Origin of the sequence: Bacillus sp. B25(2016b) (assembly GCF_001679765.1) — a bacterium.
In the GTDB taxonomy this organism is placed as follows: domain Bacteria; phylum Bacillota; class Bacilli; order Bacillales; family Bacillaceae_G; genus Bacillus_A; species Bacillus_A thuringiensis_K.
This window is the reverse complement of record NZ_CP016285.1, coordinates 3,366,685-3,389,064: the sequence shown is the minus strand read 5'-3', so window position 1 is coordinate 3,389,064 and position 22,380 is coordinate 3,366,685. Positions and strand designations below refer to the sequence as shown.

Genomic DNA, 22,380 nt, shown 5'->3' with positions numbered 1-22,380 from the left:
CATTGATTTTTTTATAAAAAATCAAAAAAACATCAACATATTTGTCGATACATGTTGTATAATCTTGCGTGGGAAGCTATCATATAAATGTATAAAACGTTTACTAATATAAGCGAAGGGAAGAATAGCATGTCACATTCAATCGAACAACTTTCTATCAACACGATTCGCACATTATCCATCGATGCGATTGAAAAAGCAAACTCTGGTCACCCAGGAATGCCAATGGGTGCAGCACCAATGGCTTATACATTATGGACTCAATTTATGAAACACAATCCAAATAACCCAACGTGGTTTAACCGTGATCGTTTCGTATTATCTGCAGGTCATGGTTCAATGTTATTATACAGCCTACTTCACCTATCTGGTTATGATGTAACAATGGATGACTTAAAGAACTTCCGTCAATGGGGAAGCAAAACTCCAGGACATCCTGAGTATGGTCATACAGCTGGTGTAGATGCAACGACTGGTCCACTTGGACAAGGTATTGCAACTGCTGTAGGTATGGCAATGGCAGAAAGACATTTAGCTGCTAAATATAACCGTGATGCGTATAATGTAGTAGATCATTATACATACGCTATTTGTGGTGATGGAGATTTAATGGAAGGCGTTTCTGCTGAAGCATCTTCATTAGCTGCTCATTTACAATTAGGTCGTCTTGTTGTGCTTTACGATTCAAACGATATTTCATTAGATGGCGATTTAAATCGTTCATTCTCTGAAAGTGTAGAAGATCGTTACAAAGCATACGGATGGCAAGTAATCCGTGTTGAGGATGGAAACGATATTGAAGCAATCGCGAAAGCAATTGAAGAAGCGAAAGCTGACGAAAAACGCCCAACGCTAATTGAAGTAAGAACGACAATTGGTTTCGGTTCTCCAAACAAATCAGGAAAATCAGCTTCACATGGTTCTCCACTTGGTGTAGAAGAAACAAAATTAACGAAAGAAGCATATGCTTGGACTGCTGAGCAAGACTTCCATGTAGCAGAAGAAGTATATGACAACTTCCGTAAAACAGTACAAGATGTTGGTGAAACTGCGCAAGCTGAGTGGAACACGATGCTAGGTGAATATGCGCAAGCATACCCAGAATTAGCAAACGAATTCCAAGCAACAATGAACGGTCAACTTCCAGAAGGTTGGGAGCAAAACTTACCAACTTATGAATTAGGATCAAAAGCAGCAACTCGTAATTCTTCTGGTGCTGTAATTAATGCAATTGCAGAGTCTGTACCATCATTCTTCGGTGGATCTGCTGACCTTGCTGGTTCTAACAAGACATACATGAATAACGAAAAAGACTTTACAAGAGATGATTACAGCGGTAAAAACATTTGGTACGGTGTACGTGAGTTCGCAATGGGTGCAGCAATGAACGGTATTGCACTACATGGCGGTTTAAAAACTTACGGTGGTACGTTCTTCGTATTCTCTGATTACTTACGCCCAGCAATTCGCCTTGCAGCATTAATGCAATTGCCAGTAACGTATGTATTCACACATGACAGTATCGCTGTTGGTGAAGATGGTCCAACGCATGAACCAATCGAGCAATTAGCAGCGCTTCGTGCAATGCCAAATGTTTCTGTTATCCGTCCTGCTGATGGTAACGAATCTGTTGCAGCTTGGAGACTAGCTTTAGAATCTACAAACAAACCAACTGCTTTAGTATTAACTCGTCAAGACCTTCCAACATTAGAAGGTGCAAAAGAAGATACGTATGAAAAAGTAGCAAAAGGTGCATATGTAGTTTCGGCAAGCAAGAAAGAAACGGCTGATGTAATCTTACTTGCAACTGGATCTGAAGTAAGCCTAGCTGTTGAAGCTCAAAAAGCATTAGCAGTAGACGGCGTTGACGCAGCTGTTGTCAGCATGCCATCTATGGATCGCTTCGAAGCTCAAACTGCAGAGTACAAAGAATCTGTATTACCAAAAGCAGTAACAAAACGTTTCGCAATTGAAATGGGTGCTACATTCGGATGGCACCGTTACGTAGGTCTTGAAGGAGATGTGTTAGGTATCGATACATTCGGTGCTTCTGCTCCTGGTGAGAAGATTATGGAAGAGTATGGATTTACTGTAGAGAACGTTGTTCGTAAAGTAAAAGAAATGCTTTAATGATTTCAGAAAAATCTCTCCGGCATGGAGAGGTTTTTCTATGTAAATGAGTTTTTTCGACAGAAAAAGTTTTTTATCTCTCCGCAGTCAGACAATCATTGCAAACTTTCTTATATATAATGAAGAGAAAAGGTTGTCCAGATTGGGAGTGGAAAAATGAAAACGTATGAATTGTATTTAATTCAAGAGGATATTGCGAAAGCTTATTTTGGTCGTGAATATTTGTTTTTTGATTTATTTGCTCGATTTTCAGAATCTGGGTCCCTTTCGGAGAAAAAAGTGTTATATAAGCAAATGATGTATATAACGATGCCATTGCAAGTAATGAAAATTCATCATAAATTAGAACAAGCTTTGCGCGTTCTTGGTAAATATGATAGAACACATCATACACATACACTTTATACGGGAGCGGAGTACGGCGAAATAATGGTGAAACCGCACTATATTCGTATGAATACCTCTGGAAATGTCTCTATGGAAACGACATTCTTTGAGGTGTTAAGAAAGTGTGAATTAACATTTTTAGCAATGGATTATGAAAATACAAAGTACGGATGGCTGAATCCTCTAAAACAAGTACGAACATATGTGTAAAAAATGTCGAATTGTATCTTGTCTTATTGAAAAGGTTTTAGTACACTGTAAGGTAGACAACATGAAGGAGGAAAATATATGCCAATTTGGTTAGGTATTCTAGTGGGCGTAGTAGCACTAGTAGCAGGCGTGGCGTTAGGATTTTTCATTGCCCGCAAATACATGATGAATTACTTACAAAAAAATCCACCAATTAACGAACAAATGTTAAAAATGATGATGATGCAAATGGGACAAAAACCTTCCCAAAAGAAAATCAATCAAATGATGAGCGCGATGAACAAGCAACAAATGAAATAAGCGCTAAAAGACACTCGCTAAGAGTGTCTTTCTTTTTGTTAGTTATAGTTTTTAAAACTTTTAAAAATTCTGTATTTTTGGTAAACTGAAAACATCGCTCATTTTAAGGGAGGAGGAAAAAAATGAAAGTATTTATGAATTTAGCGTGGTTTTTTAAACAAGAAAAACGAGCGTACATAACTGGAATTATTTTATTGTTTGGCGTTGCACTTCTAGAACTTGTAGCACCAAAAGTAATTGGAATCGTTGTAGATGAAATTAATGATGGAACATTGACGACCGATAAGTTACTAAAATGGGTTGTATTATTAGTAATTGTAGGTATTACGATGTACATATTACGTTACATATGGCGTATTATGATTTTCGGGTCTTCATTAAAATTAGCTCGCCAATTACGAAAAAATTTATATGAACATTTTACAAAGATGAGTCCATCTTTCTATCAGTCAAATCGAACAGGTGATTTAATGGCACATGCGACCAATGATATTCAAGCGATCCAGCAAACTGCTGGAGCGGGTGTTTTGACGCTTGTTGACTCATTAGCTGTCGGAGGATGTGTACTCGTAGCGATGGGTTTTACAATTAGTTGGAAGTTAACATTATTAAGTTTAATTCCAATGCCGATTGTAGCCATTTCGACAAATTATTATGGAACGTTATTACATAAAAGGTTTCATAAAGCACAGCAATCGTTTTCGGAAATCAATGATAAAGTGCAAGAGAGTATGAGTGGGATGAAGGTAATCCGGTCTCTTGGACAAGAGAAAGAAGATTTGCAGGCGTTTCGAAAAAAATCAGAAGATGTTGTACATAAAAATGTGTTAGTTGCACGTATTGATTCGTTATTTGATCCGACAATCTCTCTTATCGTTGGATTTTCTTTTTTAATCGCAGTATGTTATGGATCGGTATTAGTTGTAAGAGGTGAATTAACAGTAGGTGATCTCGTTACATTTACGACATATTTAGGTACCCTCGTTTGGCCAATGTTAGCGTTTGGGTGGTTGTTCAATATTATGGAGCGTGGGCGTGCATCATATGACCGTGTAGAAAAAATTCTTTCACAAAAATCAGATGTAGTAAATAGCGAAAATGCTGTACATACAATAGCGAGCGGTAATGTTTCGTTTGCCGTTGATTCATTTTCGTATAAGAAAAATGAATTGTTACATTTAACCGATATTCACTTTGATTTGAAGAAGGGTGAAACACTAGGAGTTGTAGGACGTACAGGCGCAGGGAAAACGACTTTATTAAAATGTTTAATCCGTGAGTATGATCATTTTAATGGTGAATTAAAAATTGGGAAGCGAGATATTCGAGATATAACACTTCATGGTGTCCGTTCTGCCATTTCATACGTGCCGCAAGATCATTTTTTATTTTCAGCAAGTATTGGTGAGAATATTGCCTTTGGAAAGGCGGATGCTACATATAATGAAATTACCGAAGCTGCAGAGATTGCTTGTATTCATAATGACATCCTCCAATTTTCAGAAGGATATGAAACAGTAGTAGGGGAAAGAGGTGTTTCGTTATCTGGTGGTCAAAAACAGCGAATCTCTATTGCTCGTGCTTTATTAACAAATGCTGAAATTTTAATTTTGGATGATTGTTTATCAGCAGTAGATGCAAAAACAGAAGAGACGATTTTAAGTGCCTTAAAGAGGGAAAGAGCAGGGAAAACGACGATTATTACTGCACACCGATTAAGTGCAATTCAGCATGCCAATCTTATTCTTGTTGTTGATGAAGGTAGAATTGTACAAAGAGGTACACATGAGGAATTAATGAAGGAAAACGGCTGGTATAAGGAAATGTATGAAAGCCAGCAATTAGAAGCTTTAGTCGAGAAAGGAGGCGTATGATGGTAGAGAAGAAGCGAAGTGATTTAAGTAGATTGCTTTCCTATATGAAGCCATATAAAGGGTTGCTATCTTTAGCATTTATCTTTTTAGTTGGTGCGACAGTAACGGAAATGATGGGTCCTTTTTTAATTAAACAATTCCTCGATGAACACCTAGTACCGCGGGATTTTGAACGATCAGCGCTCGTTACTTTATTTGTAATTTACATAGTTGCTCATTTATTAAAAGTATTATTTACGTATTTAAATCTATTGTACTTTCAGAACATTGCTTTTAAGATTGTTCAAGATATGCGAGTTGAAGTATATGAACATGTTCAAAAGCTGTCATTAAGTTTCTTTGATCGTACGCCAATTGGTACGCTCGTATCTCGTATAACGAATGATACGGAAGCGATTAAAGATTTTTATGTCAGTGTATTATCAACATTTGTGAAAAATGTAGTCTTTTTAGTAGGCATTTTAGTAGCGATGTTTTTATTAGATGTAAAATTAGCGCTATTTTCTCTCGTATTAATTCCGATAATGTTTGCGATTATGGTATTATATCGCCGGAAAAGTGCAGCTTTTTATTTAGAAGTACGTAATCAACTAAGCGTGTTAAATGCAAAGTTGAACGAGTCCATACAAGGAATGAATATTGTTCAAGTTTTCAGACAAGAAAAACGTATGAGAAAAGAGTTTGAAGAAGTGAATAATAAACATTATAGTGCAGGGCGACGTACTTTGAAGTTAGACGCATTACTTTTACGACCAGCTACGGATTTAGTGCATATTGTAGCTATTGCGTTAGTACTAGGTTTATTTGGGATTGATGCTTTAAAGAGCCCTGTTGAAGTAGGAGTTTTATATGCTTTTGTTAACTATATACATCGTTTCTTCCAACCTGTAAATGAGATGATGATGAAATTGTCCTTTTTCCAACAGGCACTTGTTTCGTCATCACGTGTATTTCATTTAATGGACGAGAAAGATTTAGCACCGGTTCAAAAAGGCAATGAGAATCCTCAAGTCGTGGATGGAGATATTGAATTTAAAAATGTTACTTTTTCATATGATGGAAAGCGTGACGTTTTAAAAAATGTATCATTTCACGTGAAACAAGGGCAAACGGTTGCTTTTGTTGGGCATACTGGTAGCGGAAAAAGTACGATTATGAATTTGTTAATGCGATTTTATAATATTAAGTCAGGAAATATTGTAATAGACGGTGTAGATTTAGAAAAATTTGAAGAACGAGAAATTAGAAAGAAAATAGGACTCGTATTGCAAGATGCATTTTTATTTGCTGGTAATGTAAAGCAAAATATTCGTATGTATAATGAAGAAATTACGGATGAAGAAGTAAAAGAAGCTGCTCGATTTGTGCAAGCGAATACGTTTATTGAAAAGTTACCAAAACAGTATGAAACAGAAGTAGTAGAAAGAGGTGCAGCATTTTCAAGCGGTCAACGACAATTAATTGCTTTTGCTAGAACGATAGCAACGAATCCGAAAGTATTAGTATTAGATGAAGCAACAGCTAATATCGATACAGAAACAGAAGAGGCTATTCAAACAGCGTTGCAACAAATGCGAAAAGGTAGAACGACGATAGCCATTGCGCATAGGTTATCTACAATTCAAGATGCAGATCAAATTTTTGTGATGCATGATGGGGAGATAGTAGAAAGAGGAACACATCAAGAATTACTAAGTGAGCAAGGTTTGTATTATAATATGTACTTGCTACAAAATAAAGTGAGTTTGCAAAAGGCCTTGTAACACAAGGTCTTTTTTATTTTGTATACAAAATATGTTTACTCTTTGTTTCTATAGCATAAATGTCGTGTCCTCTTATGAAACTTGTACATATTGTATGTATACGAAGTAAAAAAATTGATAGGAGATTTTATATGTAAAACAGATCAAGTTCAAATGTTACGTTTATTGATGTGTCTCATTGGGAAGGGAATATTGATTGGAATGCAGTGAAGGCATCTGGAATTCCAGCAGCGTATGCAAAAGCGACAGAAGGTGTAAACTACATTGATCCTACTTTTACTAAAAATGTACAAGCAGCCCGAAGTGCGAATGTATTAATTGGTGCATACCATTTTGCACGTCCAGAACAAAATGATGCAATTTCAGAGGCGAAATATTTTGTGAGTATATTACAAAGTAACCAGACAGACTTAATGCCAGTTCTGGATTTAGAATCACCAACAGATCCGAGCAACAGTAATTTAACTGGTAACGCTATATCGAATTGGGCAAGAAGCTTCATAAATTATGTGAAACAGGCTACTGGAAAAGATGTAATGTTATATACAGGAGTTTGGTATATTAATGAGTTCAGAATTAGCGGATTAAGTGATATACCGCTTTGGATTGCTAAATACTCGAGTACACCGCCTGCTGATGCTGGTGGATGGACAGCGTGGACAGCGTGGCAGTACACAGATTCTGGACAAATTTCAGGCGTAGGAAATTGTGATGTATCAGCTGCAGTTTCATTAGAAGCTTTAAAAGGGAATGGAGCAAGTGGTGGAGGTAATGTTTCCCCGCCTAATAATGCAACTCCAGTGTACGGGGTTGCTATAATTAATGGAGATAATGTGAATTTGAGAAGTGGACCATCTTTACAGTCTAGTGTAATTCGCCAATTGAATCGTGGCGAAACATATGAAGTTTGGGGAGAACAAGATGGATGGCTTTGTTTAGGGACAAATCAGTGGGTATATAATGATCCGAGTTATATTCAGTATAAACATTATGTGGCGACTATTACTGGTGATAATGTAAATTTGCGTGATGCTCCATCATTAAATGGAAATGTTATAAGACAGTTACATCAGGGTGAATCGTATCGAGTATGGAGTAAGCAAGATGGATGGCTTTGCTTAGGGACAAATCAATGGATATACTACGATCCGAGTTATATTCAGTATGGTGTACAATAGAGTGAAAATAAAAGGTGCCCCGTCAGAGGTGCCTTTTATTAAAAATATACAACTTTTACAAAGTCTATATCGAAACCATAGTATACTATAGTAGATATATTTATAAAAAATAATCGAAAATGAAATAAAGGAGTAAAAATATGAATTATGTGCTAATAGGTGCGATTTTAATATTATTAGCTGTAGCATTTGTGCTGTTTTATAAAAATAAACAGTTAGAATCAGAGAGTCAGCAAGTAGAATTTGAAAAGAAACAAGCGATTGAAACGTATAAAAATGAAATTGCAGCTACAGTGATAGAGCATAAAGAACAACAAAATAATTTAAAAAATATGGAACAGAAAAAATACAATGATTTACAAGTAAGTGCAAATAGAGAAATTGAAAATATGCGTATGATGAAAAATCAATTAGCTATGCAGCATAGTAAAGAACGTAGTGAAATGCAAAATAAACATAATAACGAAATACATATGTTTCAAAAATTAATTGCAAATTTACGAGAATATACTAAAAACGGTGCTGAAATGAATACGTACGAAACATTACATTATATGAAGCGAGGATTCATAGAGCAAGGTATCATATTAGATGCTGAAATTCAAGTCATGCCGAATGTTTTTATTAAAAATAATAGTGAAATAAACGATAATAGAATCCATCATCTCATCTTGTGCAAAACTGGTATTTATCTACTGGAGACGAAAGAATGGAACGAGAAATTAATTCATGGTTTAACGAAAGAAAATGCTGGTATATATTCATTTATGATTGATGAAATGGGTAAGTATCAACAAGAAGTTGATAAAGAAGAGACATTTGAATATATAGTAGGTAAAGATTCGTCAACTATACAAGTGAAAAATGAAGGGAATCCAGTATATAAGGCGAAGAAACTATCTAAAATTTTATACAATTGTTTGAATGAAATGCAGGCTAATAGTATAAAAGAAAAGGTAAAACCAGTTGTATATTTTTATAATAAAAATGGAAAAGCAATAGTAGACCTTTCTAGTGAGGAAACACCTAGATTAAAAGATCGGGAGCAAATTGTAACGTTCTTCAGAAATGAAATCTTAACAGGGACAGTAGTATATACAGAGCAAGAATTAGAACAGATTCGAGAAATGATTAGCCGGATGAACTATATAGTGAGTTAAAAGGGGAGATCTTTCTGAACGATATGCTGCGTAGCATTTTGTATGGCTATTTTTGTTTGTATATAGTAATGTACATTGTATTTATATTCTTCATTGATATGGTCCATATACCCTTAAGGGTAAGGAGCATTTTTGTAGTATTCATACCATTTGTTTTATTAGTCATGATTCAAAGGGTTATTTTATATGTTTCTAAAAATCGTAATGAAGAAAAGAAGCAAATGTTGGGGGTTTTAATAGTAGCACTCATACCATTAATAGTGTGCACTGTACAATTAAGTGTAAATGAATATACATCAAAGTTTAATCAGAATAGATGGTTAAATCATGCAGATAAGCGGGTACATATGGTAGATGATCTATTACAAAAATATAAATTAATAGGGAAATCAAATGAAGAAATTACACAATTGTTAGGAGCCCCAACGGAAACGAGAAGTGGGGAAGAAGGAGTTATCACTTTGTATTATCTTGGGACTGAACGTGGCTTTATTCCAATAGATAGCGAACAGCTTGTTTTACAATTTAATAGAGATGGTAAAGTTATGGAATATACGGTGTATAAAGATTAAAGAAACGTGGAGGGAAGCTATATGTTATAGCTTCTTTTTTATTTTTCAATATGTCACGGAAGGGGGAGAAGGTTTTTGAGTGGAATAAGGAATGAAAGCGGAGGTGATGCATATATATAGATGCATTGGGTGATTATTCGCCCGATTGCTGAGGGTTAATAATCAATAAGTACGGACAAAAAACCCACTGATGAAAGTTTCACTTTATCATATTGTATAAATGAAAAGGAGGTAAGACGGTGAAAGCAATCCCGACTGATGTCCTGAGTAAAGAATTGATGGAAAGAGAAGGAGTTATATCTATTACAGTAAAGGAATTTGAAAAGATAGAAGTAGCTGGAGTAGTAGTCGCTGGTCCAGCGGTTATTTTGATTAATCAAGATTAAGTACATATCATTGAAATAAAAAGCATCCGTTTAGGATGCTTTTTATTTGTATGTAAGGATAAATATGATGGATAATTGTGTTACTGGAGGGAAAGTCTGTGGCAATTATTATAACAATGTTAGTAATGGGTATTTTATTAGGATTTGTTGGAGCTGGAGGAGCTGGGTTTATTATCGCGATACTCACTTTAGTATTCCATATTCCTATTCATGTTGCTCTTGCAACATCTTTAACCGCAATGGCGTTTACGACATTATCAGGTGTTGTCAGTCATTACCGTGAAGGCAATGTAGCACTTATTATAGGCGGGATTGTTGGGGGATTTGGCGCAATTGGCTCTTATATTGGTTCTAAATTTGGTTCACTTATACCAGCTCATCTTCTTCATTGGTTTACAGCTGGGATGTTATTTTTATCGGCAATTTTTATGTTTATTAAATTAATTATGTTCCAAAACAAAGAACAGTCGTCTTTATATAAACATAAAGAGTTTCCCGTTAACTACTTGTTGAAATGTATATGCCTTGGATTAGTTACTGGAATGATGGCTGGTTCATTTGGGATTGGTTCTGCACCGTTTATTCAACTTGGATTAATGGTTCTATTGGGACTAACGATTCAGCAATCTGTAGGGACAACGATGCTTGTTATATTACCGATTGCAATTGGAGGCGGGCTAGGATATAGTTCGGAAGGATATTTAGATTATATATTGTTATTGCAAGTATTAATTGGGACCATGTTAGGGGCATATATTGGCGCGAAGTTTACAAATTATGCACCGCGAATGCTTTTGAGGTTTTCGATGATTATGACACCGGTTTTAGCTGGATGTATGCTATTGATGGAATAAAGTGAAATTATAATAAGTAGGGGGGACTGCTTACAAATAGCGGGATAAAATTAATATAGCAAACTATTAATATATTTTACGAATGAATTATGTAGGTAATTCATATTTCCCATATAAAAGGATTTGTTTTAATATTATGAGTGTAAAGTTCGAGTATTCGAAGTACTACTTGAATTATATCCCTATCCCTTTTCTAAAAATGCGAACAAGTTTTGCCCTATTCTATTCAATAGTTAATTGTATAGAAATATATTGTTCGATGACCATTATGGAACGTACATAATGGGAAAATCCCGATCCTTAAAGAGGATGCCCCTAATCTTCATGTGAAAATATGATCGGATAAGAAAGCTGACCAATTGATGGTCAGCTTTCTTTTTGTTCAAAAACTATTTCTTCTTTAATTTCTGTTTGTAATAATAAAGCTTTTCCGAAACGACGTTTACATTCTGCACGCACTTTTTCAATGGCTAGTAGCTGAGTAGTGGCGGGAACGGTGACAATAGCTTGGCGAGGCTTTCGATTTTTTTCACAAAAGACACATTCCACAACATAATTAGAAATCATATTTTCATCCTTCCAGTTTTAATTTCTAAAAAGGGATTGTCTATGAAGTTGATGTGATTTTTCGTCATTGTTTTATTATTTTCCTCTTTTTTTCAAGGGGAAAATAAAAAAGAGGGCGAATTTTAGTAGGGGAGGGATGTTTATGGAGAGATGGATAGGTAGTGCAGCGGTATGTGTAAATGAAAGAAATGAAGTTTTAATGGTACTGCAGGGAAAAGAGGGAGAAGAAAAAAGGTGGTCTGTCCCAAGTGGAGGACTTGAAAAGGGAGAGACACTAGAAGAATGTTGTATTAGGGAAGTTTGGGAAGAAACAGGTTACAATGTGGAAGTTGTAAATAAAATATATGAAAAAGAGGGTATTACATACGGTGTTCCAGTGTATGTCCATTATTATTTTGTTAAACAAATAGGCGGTAATATGAAAATCCAAGATCCTGATGAGTTAATACATGAAATTGCTTGGAAAGGGATACATGAAGTTGAACAATTGTGTTTAGCTTTTCCAGAGGATTATGAATTGCTGTGCCAATATATAGATAAAGAAGCAAGTATGTAAATACTTGCTTCTTTAATGTATCCAAGACAAGAAAAGCGGAACGATAACTAAACTAGCGCCTGCTGTTAAAAGCATAGATAAACTTGCAATTGTTCCTTCCACAGGACCGATTTCGAATGCTTTTGATGTACCGGTTCCATTTGCGCTTGTTCCTAACATAATACCTTTTGCGATTGCTGTTTTAATACGGCAAATACGTATGAGAGAAGGACCGAGCAATGCTCCTGTTAAGGCAGTTAAAACGACAAATACAGCAGTTAATTGTGACATGCCACCAATCATTTCTGAAATAGCCATTGCGATTGGTGTTGTTACGATATGTGGCGCTAAACTATGTTCTAGTGATGAATCAATTTGAAAATAATTTGCTAGTAGTGCTGAAGTAATGACTGATAAAAACGAACCGACAATGACATTAAGTAAGATAGCCATTCCATGTTTCTTTAATAAATCAAAGTATTTATAGATTGGCCATGCAAAAGCAACTGTTGCGGGTTTTAATAATTCAGTTAACCAGTGACCACCAGATTCATATGTTTCATAAGGTGTATTTAATCCGAGCAATAAAGCAATTAAAATAATGGGACAGACGAGAAGAGGAGAAAGTAGACTCCAATTCCAACGTTGATACATTTTTTTTGATATCCAATATGTGAATAGTGTTAATAGTAAACAAAGAAATCCGATCATTGCGTTGATCCTTTCCGCTTTAGTAGCAATTCTGTTAAAAGTCCTGTAACTAAGGTAACGCAAAGAGTGCTAATCATAATAATTAAAATGAGATCGATTCCATATTGTGTTAGTGTATCTCTGTAACGTATGACAGCGACTGCAGAAGGGATGAAAAATAAAATAAGTTCTTTTAATAAAAAATCTGCTCCGTCCTGTATCCATTCTTTTTTAACTAGGTTAAATTTTAATGAAATTAATAATAAAAAAATACCGATTATACTTCCTGGAACTGGGAGGTGTGCCTGTTTTGCAATCCATTCACCTGTCCAAGCGAAAGAAAATAGTAATAAAATTTGTCCGCTTAACTTCCACCATTTCATACAGTAACCACCTCTTTCTTTTTTTACATAAAAATTGTAAAAAAGAATTAACAATTTCTACTATACGTTCATTCGAAATATTTGTCTAATATATAAATTATATGGTATTAATATATTAGACGTATTAATCGAAAGTGAAAAGGGTGTCCAAAAATGGAATTACGGCATTTGCAATATTTTGTTGTTGTGGCAGAAGAGTTACACTTTGGACGGGCAGCTGCTCGTTTACAAATGACACAACCACCACTTAGTCAACAAATACAGCAATTAGAAAAAGAAATGGGAGTTACATTATTTTCAAGAACGAAAAGAAAGGTTGAACTAACAGAAGCAGGAGAAATGTTTTTAAAAGAAGTAAAAAAAGCGTTTGAACAAATTGAAAAAGCAGTAGAAGTTGCACAAAGTGCACAAAGGGGAGAAGTAGGATCACTTTCAATTGGTTTTGTAGGTGCGGCGATATATGATATTTTACCATCAATTGTTAGGGAATATAGAAAGAAATTTCCGAGAGTGTCTGTTGCATTACATGAATTGTCAACACCAGATCAAGTTCATGCACTTCATGATAACCGTATCGATATTGGCTTTTTACGTCCACCAATTCCAACACAATTATTAGAATTAGAGCCAATTCAAAGGTTATCTTGCACCTTATGTTTACCAAAGGCACATCCACTTGCAGAGAAAGATGAAATACATATAGAAGATTTACGAGATGAGCCGTTTGTATTTATTACGAGACCAGTATGGCCAGCTTTGTATGATACAATTTTATCTCTTTGCAGAGAAGTTGGATTTAGTCCACGCATTGTACAAGAAGCAACAGAGTATCAAACAGTTATGGGGCTTGTAGCAGCAGGGATTGGAATTACAGTAATACCCGTATCGGCAAATAAGTTATATAAAACAGAAGTTGTATATAAAGAGTTATATGATTCTAATTTTGTGGCAGAAATGTCAGTGGCTTACAAAAAAATGAATAGTAATCCAGAGCTGCTAGAGTTTTTAAAAATTGCAAGAGAGAAGAAAAGAATAGAAGTAGAAGATGAATAATAGTAGTAACAGAAAATGGATTTAATTCAAATCCATAAAAGTACACCTTATTAAACAATAAAGCGGAAATGCAACTTAAGTTGCATTTCCGCTTTATTGTTCTTTTTTTAGCTCGATACTAAATAGATAAACGTGTTCATTTTCTTTTAAGAGTAGATCAATACCTGTTTCTTCATCAATGGTAGGAACGCTTACAGTTTCTTTACTGGTTTGAATTACAGCAGCTAAAGTTGTTTTTTGATTGTATTTTAAATTTTTTATAGATTGAATTGTAGTAGTTGCAGAGCTATTTACGCTTCGTGGTTCTTCTTCATGAACAAGCGTTGAACCACCTTCAATATTCATATACCACTGCCTTTTTTCTTGTATATCTTTATCGAATTGGAAATGTGGTGGTAAAAAAGAAAGCTTTACTTTCTTTTTTGAAAAATGTGAGGTAGCTATATTAGCAATTTCTTTTGTTTTTTTACCATTGTTATAATAATCAATTGTAGCATTTATTTCATCTTTATCATTTTTAAGCGTAACGTTATAAAACATGCTATTTCTTTCTTGAAAAGGAGTCATTTGTAAAATAGAAGCTTGCTCTTTTGTTAATTTGTATGGCTCAACAATGGCAATTTCATTGTTTTTTAGTTGGCTACAACTTGTGAGTAATAATAAAGACAAGATTGATAGTAATTTTATACGCATGCAATCTCCTCCTTTTTACAATTATATTCTAAATGTGATTTTTTTATCATTTCGTTTTCTAGGACTAAAGACTTAGAAGAAATTCCGATTGTAGTGCGATGTTTAAAATGTCATATTTTTATACACTAGTAGTATAGAATGTGTATGTAATAAGGTAGGGGAAGAATGTTATGTCTTTATGTCGGTTAGCGAGAAAAAATATTAGAACATTTGCTACCAAAAGGATGAAGCAATTTATGTGGATTGCTATGAGTACTATGATTTTGTTTTTTATGATATCGTTACAATTTAATGAAGGAGCTATTTTGAAAGTAGGGGATGCATTTGTATTTCAAATGTATTTTTACACACTTTTTATTGTATTGATTTTCATATGTATTTTTACTACATATAAAATGATGTACTCTCTTTTGCATGTGAGGAGGGAGGAGTTTACATCTTATGTAGCAGAAAATATGAAAAGAAAAGAGGTACTATGTGTATTATGTCAGGAGCAATTATTCATTTATGGAGCAGCATTTGTTTTCGGATTAATTAATGGGATGCTATTTTTGAAATTATTCACGGTTATCTTTATGAAAATCGCAGGGATACAAGGAATAAATAGTGCGCCAATTACAATATATGCAGTTGTAATTATTAGTATAATTATTATGACTGTCGTTTTAATATCGATGATGCAATGTTATCGATTTGTTCGAAGTTTAAAGGGTGAAAATTCGTTGCGGTTTAAAGAAAGGGCATGAGAAATCATGCTTTTTTCTATTTTACACATAAAAATAATCATGTTACAGTGAAAAGACCTGACAAAGAATGGGAAGGAAAGGTTGTATAGAATGACAAATGAACAATCAATTGTAAAAGTCGATCGGTTAACGAAGCGAATCGGATCAAAGACACTTGTACAAAATATTAGTTTTGAAGTGAAAAAAGGCGAGGTTGTCGGTTTACTCGGACCAAACGGTGCTGGAAAAACGACTTTAATGAGAATGATGGTTGGTATGATCCGTATGACAGAAGGTGAAGTATGGATTGATGGTCAATCTGTGAAACAGCAATTCGAAAAAACCGCTGCGAAAATTGGAGCGGTAATTGAGACACCTGAATTTTATCCTTTTTTGAGTGGCTATGAAAATTTAACATATTTCGGACGAATGAATGGTAATGTGACTGAAGAACGTATCGATGAAGTAGTGAAATTGTTAGGGATGGGACAAGTAATTGATCGCAAAGTAAAAGCGTATTCACTCGGCATGAGACAACGTTTAGGAATCGCTCAGGCGCTTATTCACAATCCAGACGTGTTGATACTAGATGAACCGACAAATGGATTAGACCCTAGTGGAATACATGAAATGAGAATGTACATAAAAAAAATTGCACATGAACAAGGAAAAGCTGTACTTGTATCAAGTCACTTACTTTCAGAAGTTGAATTAATGTGTGACAGAGTTATCATTATTCAGCACGGGGAATATGTGGCTACGCAAAATATTCAGCATAGCCAAAGCGAAGAGATGGAGACGATCCGTATACGTGTAGATGATGCGAATAAAGCAGCGGAAATATTAGGGCATGATGTTTTAGTAAAAGATAATGAATTACTTATTAATGTAAAAGATGAAGAAATCCCAAATGTTATTCGTACATTGCTTGAGAAAAATATTCAAGTGTATCGTGTATATGAAGAAAGAAAAACGTTAGAAGAGCAATTTTTAGAATTAACAGGGGGAAAAGATATTGTTTAATTTAGTATATAATGAACTGTATAAAATATTTAAGCGGAAGCGAACGATTATTCCATTTGCAGTTATTGCAGTATTAATAATCGGATTAGGATGGGTTACGGTAAAGTATTTTGAACCGGAAACAAAAGGATGGAAAGTAGATTATACAGAACGTACTGTAGAAATTGAGAAAAAGCTTGGCATGAAAAAAGAAGCTATTTTAGCAGAAAAATCAGGGGATGAGCTTGTAAAAGAATACCAGCTTAAGATGAAGCATTTAGATACGGATACAGCACCGGCAAGCAGTTCTCCACTTTCTTTCATGAGAGATACAGGTTTTATCGTATTTCCAATTTTGCTCCCCTTTATCCTCGTGTATGCAAGTACAATTTTTGCGAATGAATATAGCTGGGGAACATATAAATTTTTAACAATCCGTCCGGCGAGTCGATTTAAAATTTTAACAGCAAAGTTTTTAGCAATCGTTATATTTGCAGCTTTATTGTTTATATTTAATATGATTTTCTCCGCTTTATGTGGACTTGTTATTTATAAATTCCAACAGCCTGCATGGAGTGAGTTTATTTTCCAAGATGGAAATATAATAAAACAAAATATTTTTGTGGAAGCAAGTAAATATTATGTTTTATCATGGTTACCAACGGTTGTGTATGCATCGTTTGCATTTATGATTTCTGTGTTAACGAGATCTAGTGGAGGTGCAATTGGTATTTCACTATTCCTTGCTTTATCAGGCAATATTGCGTTATTAGCAGCCACTAGATATAACTGGGCGAAATATTTATTGCCAGCAAACACAGATTTATATAGTATTTCAAAGAATGGAAGTTTTATTGATGGAGTAACATTCCCGTTTGCATCATGTATGTTACTACTTTATTTGTTCGTATTTTTATGTATTTCATATACTGTGTTTTTAAAACGTGATTTAACTTAATAAGAAAAGCCGTTCAGGGTGCTGAGATGCACTTTGAACGGCTTTTTTTATGAGAATTGTTTAAGTGCTCTTTCGGCTAGTAAAGCAAAGTATTCTGCACTTATAGGCAGTGCCTCTTCATTAATTGTAAAAGCAGGATGATGCCATTCATGTGTACCGCTCGTTCCCATAAAGACGAATGAACCTGGTATTTCCTGTTGGTAAAATGAAAAATCTTCTCCAGCCATTGACGGACTAGGTGAGATGATATTAAGATTCATCTTTGTGGCAACTTGAGTAGATAAGTCTGTAAGAGCTTTATCGTTGTGAACAGCAGGAGGACCTGAAAAAAAACGGAATTCCGTTTTTACACCTAATGCATCAGATACACCTTTAATAATACGCTCCATGAGTGCTGGAATCTTTTCACGTGTTTCAGCTTGGAACGTGCGAATAGTACCTTCTAATGTAGCTTTTTCAGGAATCACGTTCCACGTATTTCCTGCATGAATATTTGTGACACTAACAACCGCATTATGAGATGAACTTATATTTCGGCTTACAATTGTTTGCAGTGCCATCACAATTTGAGAGGATGCGACAATAGGATCTACGCCAGCATCTGGTACAGCCGCGTGTGTACCAACTCCGTGAATTTCAATTTCAAATCGATCAACTCCGGCCATCAGTGGACCATCTTTAATGCCAATAGTACCTACTGGTAAATCAGGTTTATTATGCATGCCGAAAATCGCTTGCACATTACGTAAATGTCCAGCATCAATAACTTTGCAAGCGCCATTACTACTTTCTTCAGCTGGTTGGAATATGAAGCGAACCGTTCCATTTAGGGAAGATTCTCTTTCTTTTAATAAGAAAGCAGTACCTAAAATAGCAGCTGTATGAAAATCGTGTCCACAAGCATGCATTTTCCCTCGTACTTTAGATGCATAGGACAAATGTGTTTCTTCTTGAATAGGAAGAGCATCAATATCAGCACGAACTGCTACAATTGGTCCGTTTTTATTACCAGACACTTCAGCGATAATTCCTGTTTCTAAATTGGAATCAATGATAGTAATATTTTTTTCTTCTAACCAATTTTTTATTGCTTTTGTTGTTTCGAACTCTTCATATGATAGTTCTGGATACTCATGTAAATGTCGACGCATGGAAATAAGTTTTTCTTTTAGTTGATTTGAAATAGATACCATGTAGTATGCCTTCTTTCTTCAGCAAAATATTTATCATAAGTATACAACAATAAAAGAGAGGATTCTCAAATGAAAATCCTCTCTCGTTTATCCCGTATTAATGGGCAGCCCGATTGGTTCAACTAATTAAAGTTTTACTTTATGCTGCGACTTTTTTATGCGTATGATGTTTACGATAACGTCCACGCATTGCGTATGCAATTTGCGGGATTGCAATCCCAATTAATATAAGTGATACACCGAACCATTGTGAAGATAGTACAGCTTCTTTTAAAACGAATACTGACATAATTGTTGTAACTGGTAGTTCCGCTGCACCAAGAATAGTTGCTAAGCCAGAACCGATTTTTGGAATACCGATTGTAAAGGCAATAGATGGAATTACGATACTAAATGTTCCTAATCCTAAACCATATTTCCATAGACCTTGAGAAATGGCACCATTAAAAATAAATGTTGGTGGGAATACAATCATGACTAAAGTTAAAGCACCAGTCATTAAGAGAACACCGCGCGGTAATGAAGGTACTTCAACAGCAACTTTTCCGCTCACGAAAATGTATGTTGCGAATGTAACAGCAGATAATAAACCTAAAATGATCCCAGTCGTATCGAAAGCACCTACTGATTGTTCAAATAAACCACTTGATAAAAATGTCCCTACAAGTAAGAAAATAACAGAAATAACTTTTTCTCTTGAAGGTAATGTTTTTGTTGCGACTGCTTCAATGATAATTCCGACCCAAACGAATTGGAATAAAAGAATAATTGCAATAGAAGCTGGTACAGTTTTTAATGAAGCATAATAAAAAATTCCGGTAAAACTTGCAGATGTTCCTGCAACGAATAAAAGTAATGCTTGCTTTAAAGGAACGCGATGTCTAGAAAATAGAAGTGTAATAGCAAGCAAAATAATCCAACCGAACAAATATTGGCTGCCAATTACCTCTCCAAGTGAAAATCCTTCTGCATATGCAAGCTTAACAAAAATAGCTAAAATTCCATAACTACACGCTCCTAATAAAACTAAAAGAGAATAACGAAGCATGAAAAATTCCTCCCATCTATATGAAGTTGTTCCGTATCGAAAATATATAACTAGAGGGAAGTATACAAAATTAGAAATAAAGGGTCAAATGAAAGAAAAGTATGACATTTTATAGAATAATAATAAAAGTATGATATTTATGCATAATCTTGAAATTATTAATAGTAGAAGTATTATAAAATCAACTTTGTATTGTATAGAGACAGCATTTGAAAAAAATATTTTTTTAAACCAATATGTATATAGACGTACTAGTAACGTGCTAATTATTTGAGAAACTATGTTACCTTTGTTATGGTAATAACAATTAAAGGAGTTGTAAAATCCATTTGAGTTTTTCTATATAATAGAAGGAAATGAAAACGTTTTATTAGAAACTGTGAGGAAGTATGGTTTTTCTTATTACCACGTTGTAAAAGTGATTTCACGAATTGTTCATAGTATTTTTATGTGTTTTTGTTACAATATTTAGGGAGAGGAGTGGAATGATGCAAGATATTAGTATTTTTTTAGCGTTTGGCGCCGGGTTCTTATCATTTATTTCCCCATGTTGCTTACCGCTTTATCCGGCATTTTTATCGTACATAACAGGTATGTCGGTTTCTGAATTGAAAGAAGAAAATGCAATGCTTCGCAAAAGAAGTATGATACATACAGCGTTTTTCTTACTTGGATTTTCAATTATATTTATTGCAATTGGATTTGGTACAAGTTTTATTGGAGGAATCTTTACTGACTATAAAGATTTAATCAGACAGTTAGGTGGTATATTTATCATCGTGTTCGGCTTAATTATTGTCGGGGTGTTTAAGCCGAAATTTTTAATGCAAGACCGTAAATTTACATTTAAAAATCGTCCAAGTGGCTATTTTGGATCAGTACTAATTGGATTAGCTTTTGCAGCAGGGTGGACGCCATGTACCGGACCAATTCTAGTGTCCGTAATTGGATTAGCAGCAACAAATCCAGAATCAGCAATGATATACATGATTGCTTACATACTTGGATTTGCAATCCCGTTTTTCGTATTGTCATTCTTTATTACGAAAATGTCTTGGATTAAAAGAAATAGTATGGCCTTCATGAAAGTCGGAGGATATATTATGATTGTTATGGGTGTCTTCCTATACTTTAACTGGATGACGAAAATTATCGTATATTTCTCAAGTTTATTTGGTGGTTTTACTGGTTTTTAGTATTATTCTGCGAAAATGTTGGAAATACTAACGGAAAAGCATATAATGAAAGTATATTTTGCATATAGCCACAAAAAAGGATGAGAAAATATGAACATAGTTCTTTTATCAAGTATCGTTGCTGTTTGTATGGCTGTCGGTGCGATGTTTATTCGTTTAAAAGCAGCTAAGAAACCTGCAACATTGAAAAAAATTATACTTCCGCCATTTTTTATGAGTACGGGCGCATTGATGTATGTTTTTCCTGAATTTCGATTAACTCCAGCAGAAATGTTAGAAGCAATTGGTGTCGGTTTGATTTTCTCTATTTTTCTTATTAAAACATCTAAATTTGAAATTAGAGGACAAGAGATTTATTTGAAGCGTTCAAAAGCCTTTGTTTTTATATTAATTGGATTACTTGTAGTGCGGATTGTATTTAAAACATACTTAAGTCAATCTCTTGATTTAGGACAACTTAGTGGCATGTTCTTCTTACTTGCGTTTGCGATGATTGTGTCATGGAGAATTGCAATGTATCGTTCCTTTACGAAATTACAGAAGGAAATGGAAAAAGAAGATGGTTTTTATAATGAAAAAGATATGAAGCTAACTTAAAAACTGTATATGTATTAAATAAAAAAGACAGCGTCAAAGGCGCTGTCTTTTTTATCGAAAATAATATGAAGTTACTTTGCAAGTAAAGATTGATAGTTAGAATAATCAATCTTTTTTTCTTGTAGTTTTTTAATTAAAAATTTATGATCACGCTTTGGTGTGGCAATGATGTATCCTTTAATAATTAAGTCTTGTGTAATTTGAGAGGCATTTTCTTGTAATGCAAGTTCTCCAATTTTTCCAGCAATCTTTGATTTTGCAACATCGCGAAATAGTTCTGGAACAGGACTTACAAGCTCTTCTAACAATTGTTTTTGTTCGTCAGTCCATAAATGTCTCGTTTTATTTATGTAGTGTTCTTCCCAATCTAAAATGGACATGCCGTCTTCTTTCGGTAAACGTTTTAAAAATTTTCTGAACATAAAGTATCCACCGATAGACATAAGCCCTAATAAAATAACCGTCCATAATACAATGAACCAACTGAACCATCCCTCGAGCAAGCATATCCCCCCTTAATGATAGCGGTTTTCTTTTATTCATATTATATACAGTGAGATTCATAGAAAGCAAGAACGCTTGGTCATTTTGACCAAGCGTTATAGTTTAAACGAAGTATAGTTGTTCAACACATAAATTATTATTATCGTCTTCAACATACTCAATAATAAGTGTGCCAACTTTACGATCTTTATCTTCAGTTGTGAAAATAGAGTAAGAAGTAAAACGTGTTTTTGATAGGCCGCTTATATGTGTAGGTAAAGAAATGTAGTTGTTATCGCGGAAGAATTCCATCAGTTCAATATCCTCAAATTCTTTTCGGTCAACTTGTTTGTTTGTATAGCGGCGTTGAAGTTGTTTTAAAGATTCATTCCAAGAAATTGCTTTTGTGTCGTATACCATTGTTCTATCTCCTTACTGTATGT

General features: G+C 34.5%; 26 protein-coding genes. 18 read left to right on the top strand and 8 right to left on the bottom strand.

The features are described 5' to 3' along the window. Positions 1-129: 129 nt before the first annotated feature. The 10 genes from tkt (at position 130) to BAQ53_RS17165 (ending at position 10,814) form a co-directional block, all read left to right on the top strand. Entirely contained in the window at positions 130-2,130 is a 2,001-nt protein-coding gene (tkt, locus tag BAQ53_RS17210) for a transketolase (protein WP_208906073.1), read from the top strand. A gap of 156 nt (positions 2,131-2,286) precedes the next feature. Then, positions 2,287-2,727, top strand: coding sequence for a sporulation inhibitor of replication protein SirA (gene sirA, locus BAQ53_RS17205; RefSeq protein ID WP_000860645.1), 441 nt, complete (start codon positions 2,287-2,289; stop codon positions 2,725-2,727). A 78-nt stretch (positions 2,728-2,805) separates the two neighbouring features. Continuing rightward, a complete protein-coding gene (locus BAQ53_RS17200) occupies positions 2,806-3,027 on the top strand; it encodes a YneF family protein (protein WP_001123317.1) in 222 nt (73 codons plus the stop codon). 122 nt (positions 3,028-3,149) lie between these two features. Then, positions 3,150-4,901 carry an ABC transporter ATP-binding protein gene (locus tag BAQ53_RS17195; RefSeq protein ID WP_000862451.1) on the top strand — a complete coding sequence of 584 codons (1,752 nt, stop codon included), beginning with the start codon at positions 3,150-3,152 and terminating at the stop codon, positions 4,899-4,901. Beyond that, positions 4,901-6,664, top strand: a complete 1,764-nt coding sequence (locus BAQ53_RS17190) for an ABC transporter ATP-binding protein (RefSeq protein ID WP_000229522.1) — start codon at positions 4,901-4,903, stop codon at positions 6,662-6,664. The genes BAQ53_RS17195 and BAQ53_RS17190 overlap by 1 nt, the downstream gene beginning before the upstream one ends. Before the next feature lie 170 nt (positions 6,665-6,834). Beyond that, positions 6,835-7,842, top strand: coding sequence for a GH25 family lysozyme (locus BAQ53_RS17185; RefSeq protein ID WP_046946492.1), 1,008 nt, complete (start codon positions 6,835-6,837; stop codon positions 7,840-7,842). A 140-nt stretch (positions 7,843-7,982) separates the two neighbouring features. Further along, entirely contained in the window at positions 7,983-9,002 is a 1,020-nt protein-coding gene (locus tag BAQ53_RS17180; protein ID WP_001110270.1) for an NERD domain-containing protein, read from the top strand. A gap of 23 nt (positions 9,003-9,025) precedes the next feature. Continuing rightward, complete coding sequence (locus BAQ53_RS17175) at positions 9,026-9,574, top strand: hypothetical protein (RefSeq protein ID WP_000946312.1); 549 nt, start codon at positions 9,026-9,028, stop codon at positions 9,572-9,574. Positions 9,575-9,813: 239 nt separating this feature from the next. Beyond that, entirely contained in the window at positions 9,814-9,960 is a 147-nt protein-coding gene (locus BAQ53_RS17170; RefSeq protein ID WP_000644411.1) for a BC1881 family protein, read from the top strand. Positions 9,961-10,058: 98 nt separating this feature from the next. After that, entirely contained in the window at positions 10,059-10,814 is a 756-nt protein-coding gene (locus BAQ53_RS17165) for a sulfite exporter TauE/SafE family protein (RefSeq protein ID WP_000974657.1), read from the top strand. Between the two features lie 366 nt (positions 10,815-11,180). Here BAQ53_RS17165 and BAQ53_RS17160 read toward each other — a convergent pair whose 3' ends face one another. Continuing rightward, entirely contained in the window at positions 11,181-11,381 is a 201-nt protein-coding gene (locus BAQ53_RS17160) for a DUF3903 domain-containing protein (RefSeq protein ID WP_000625227.1), read from the bottom strand. A gap of 142 nt (positions 11,382-11,523) precedes the next feature. Between BAQ53_RS17160 and BAQ53_RS17155 the strand changes: the two genes are divergently transcribed. Continuing rightward, positions 11,524-11,937 (top strand): NUDIX hydrolase, encoded by a 414-nt coding sequence (locus BAQ53_RS17155; RefSeq protein ID WP_000442982.1) that lies wholly within the window; start codon positions 11,524-11,526, stop codon positions 11,935-11,937. Between the two features lie 12 nt (positions 11,938-11,949). Here BAQ53_RS17155 and BAQ53_RS17150 read toward each other — a convergent pair whose 3' ends face one another. Together BAQ53_RS17150 and BAQ53_RS17145 are read right to left on the bottom strand one after the other, a co-directional pair. Further along, entirely contained in the window at positions 11,950-12,627 is a 678-nt protein-coding gene (locus BAQ53_RS17150; protein ID WP_000578962.1) for an LrgB family protein, read from the bottom strand. Beyond that, entirely contained in the window at positions 12,624-12,989 is a 366-nt protein-coding gene (locus tag BAQ53_RS17145) for a CidA/LrgA family holin-like protein (RefSeq protein ID WP_000872376.1), read from the bottom strand. The genes BAQ53_RS17150 and BAQ53_RS17145 overlap by 4 nt, the downstream gene beginning before the upstream one ends. A 153-nt stretch (positions 12,990-13,142) precedes the next feature. On the opposite strand from BAQ53_RS17145, the gene alsR reads away from it, so the two are divergent. Next, positions 13,143-14,042: an acetoin biosynthesis transcriptional regulator AlsR gene (gene alsR, locus BAQ53_RS17140; protein ID WP_000423234.1), complete on the top strand. Its 900-nt coding sequence runs from the start codon at positions 13,143-13,145 to the stop codon at positions 14,040-14,042. Between the two features lie 93 nt (positions 14,043-14,135). On the opposite strand, the gene BAQ53_RS17135 is transcribed toward alsR, so the two are convergent. After that, the gene (locus BAQ53_RS17135) at positions 14,136-14,735 is read right to left on the bottom strand and encodes a hypothetical protein (RefSeq protein ID WP_001220627.1); all 600 of its coding nucleotides are present in this window, start codon (positions 14,733-14,735) and stop codon (positions 14,136-14,138) included. 170 nt (positions 14,736-14,905) lie between these two features. On the opposite strand from BAQ53_RS17135, the gene BAQ53_RS17130 reads away from it, so the two are divergent. The 3 genes from BAQ53_RS17130 (at position 14,906) to BAQ53_RS17120 (ending at position 17,420) form a co-directional block, all read left to right on the top strand. Beyond that, positions 14,906-15,481, top strand: coding sequence for an FtsX-like permease family protein (locus BAQ53_RS17130; protein WP_000050625.1), 576 nt, complete (start codon positions 14,906-14,908; stop codon positions 15,479-15,481). 90 nt (positions 15,482-15,571) lie between these two features. Beyond that, complete coding sequence (locus tag BAQ53_RS17125; RefSeq protein WP_000180624.1) at positions 15,572-16,483, top strand: ABC transporter ATP-binding protein; 912 nt, start codon at positions 15,572-15,574, stop codon at positions 16,481-16,483. Beyond that, entirely contained in the window at positions 16,476-17,420 is a 945-nt protein-coding gene (locus BAQ53_RS17120; protein ID WP_000482759.1) for an ABC transporter permease, read from the top strand. Before BAQ53_RS17125 ends, BAQ53_RS17120 begins: the two co-directional genes overlap by 8 nt. Positions 17,421-17,467: 47 nt before the next feature. Here BAQ53_RS17120 and BAQ53_RS17115 read toward each other — a convergent pair whose 3' ends face one another. Further along, entirely contained in the window at positions 17,468-18,613 is a 1,146-nt protein-coding gene (locus tag BAQ53_RS17115; RefSeq protein WP_000253681.1) for a M20 peptidase aminoacylase family protein, read from the bottom strand. A gap of 139 nt (positions 18,614-18,752) precedes the next feature. Next, entirely contained in the window at positions 18,753-19,661 is a 909-nt protein-coding gene (locus BAQ53_RS17110) for an EamA family transporter (RefSeq protein ID WP_000947038.1), read from the bottom strand. Between the two features lie 343 nt (positions 19,662-20,004). On the opposite strand from BAQ53_RS17110, the gene BAQ53_RS26505 reads away from it, so the two are divergent. The 3 genes from BAQ53_RS26505 to BAQ53_RS17100 all read left to right on the top strand — a co-directional run bounded on the left by BAQ53_RS26505 (position 20,005) and on the right by BAQ53_RS17100 (position 21,454). Beyond that, on the top strand, positions 20,005-20,133 hold the full coding sequence (locus tag BAQ53_RS26505) for a peptidase T (protein ID WP_074593505.1): 129 nt from the start codon (positions 20,005-20,007) through the stop codon (positions 20,131-20,133). Positions 20,134-20,149: 16 nt separating this feature from the next. Continuing rightward, complete coding sequence (ccdA, locus tag BAQ53_RS17105; protein WP_001152676.1) at positions 20,150-20,857, top strand: cytochrome c-type biogenesis protein CcdA; 708 nt, start codon at positions 20,150-20,152, stop codon at positions 20,855-20,857. 90 nt (positions 20,858-20,947) lie between these two features. After that, positions 20,948-21,454: a CcdC family protein gene (locus BAQ53_RS17100; RefSeq protein ID WP_001028440.1), complete on the top strand. Its 507-nt coding sequence runs from the start codon at positions 20,948-20,950 to the stop codon at positions 21,452-21,454. A gap of 71 nt (positions 21,455-21,525) precedes the next feature. Here BAQ53_RS17100 and BAQ53_RS17095 read toward each other — a convergent pair whose 3' ends face one another. Further along, positions 21,526-21,957: a DUF2621 domain-containing protein gene (locus tag BAQ53_RS17095; protein ID WP_000889393.1), complete on the bottom strand. Its 432-nt coding sequence runs from the start codon at positions 21,955-21,957 to the stop codon at positions 21,526-21,528. Between the two features lie 103 nt (positions 21,958-22,060). Further along, a complete protein-coding gene (locus BAQ53_RS17090) occupies positions 22,061-22,357 on the bottom strand; it encodes a hypothetical protein (protein ID WP_000262406.1) in 297 nt (98 codons plus the stop codon). Positions 22,358-22,380: the final 23 nt, after the last annotated feature.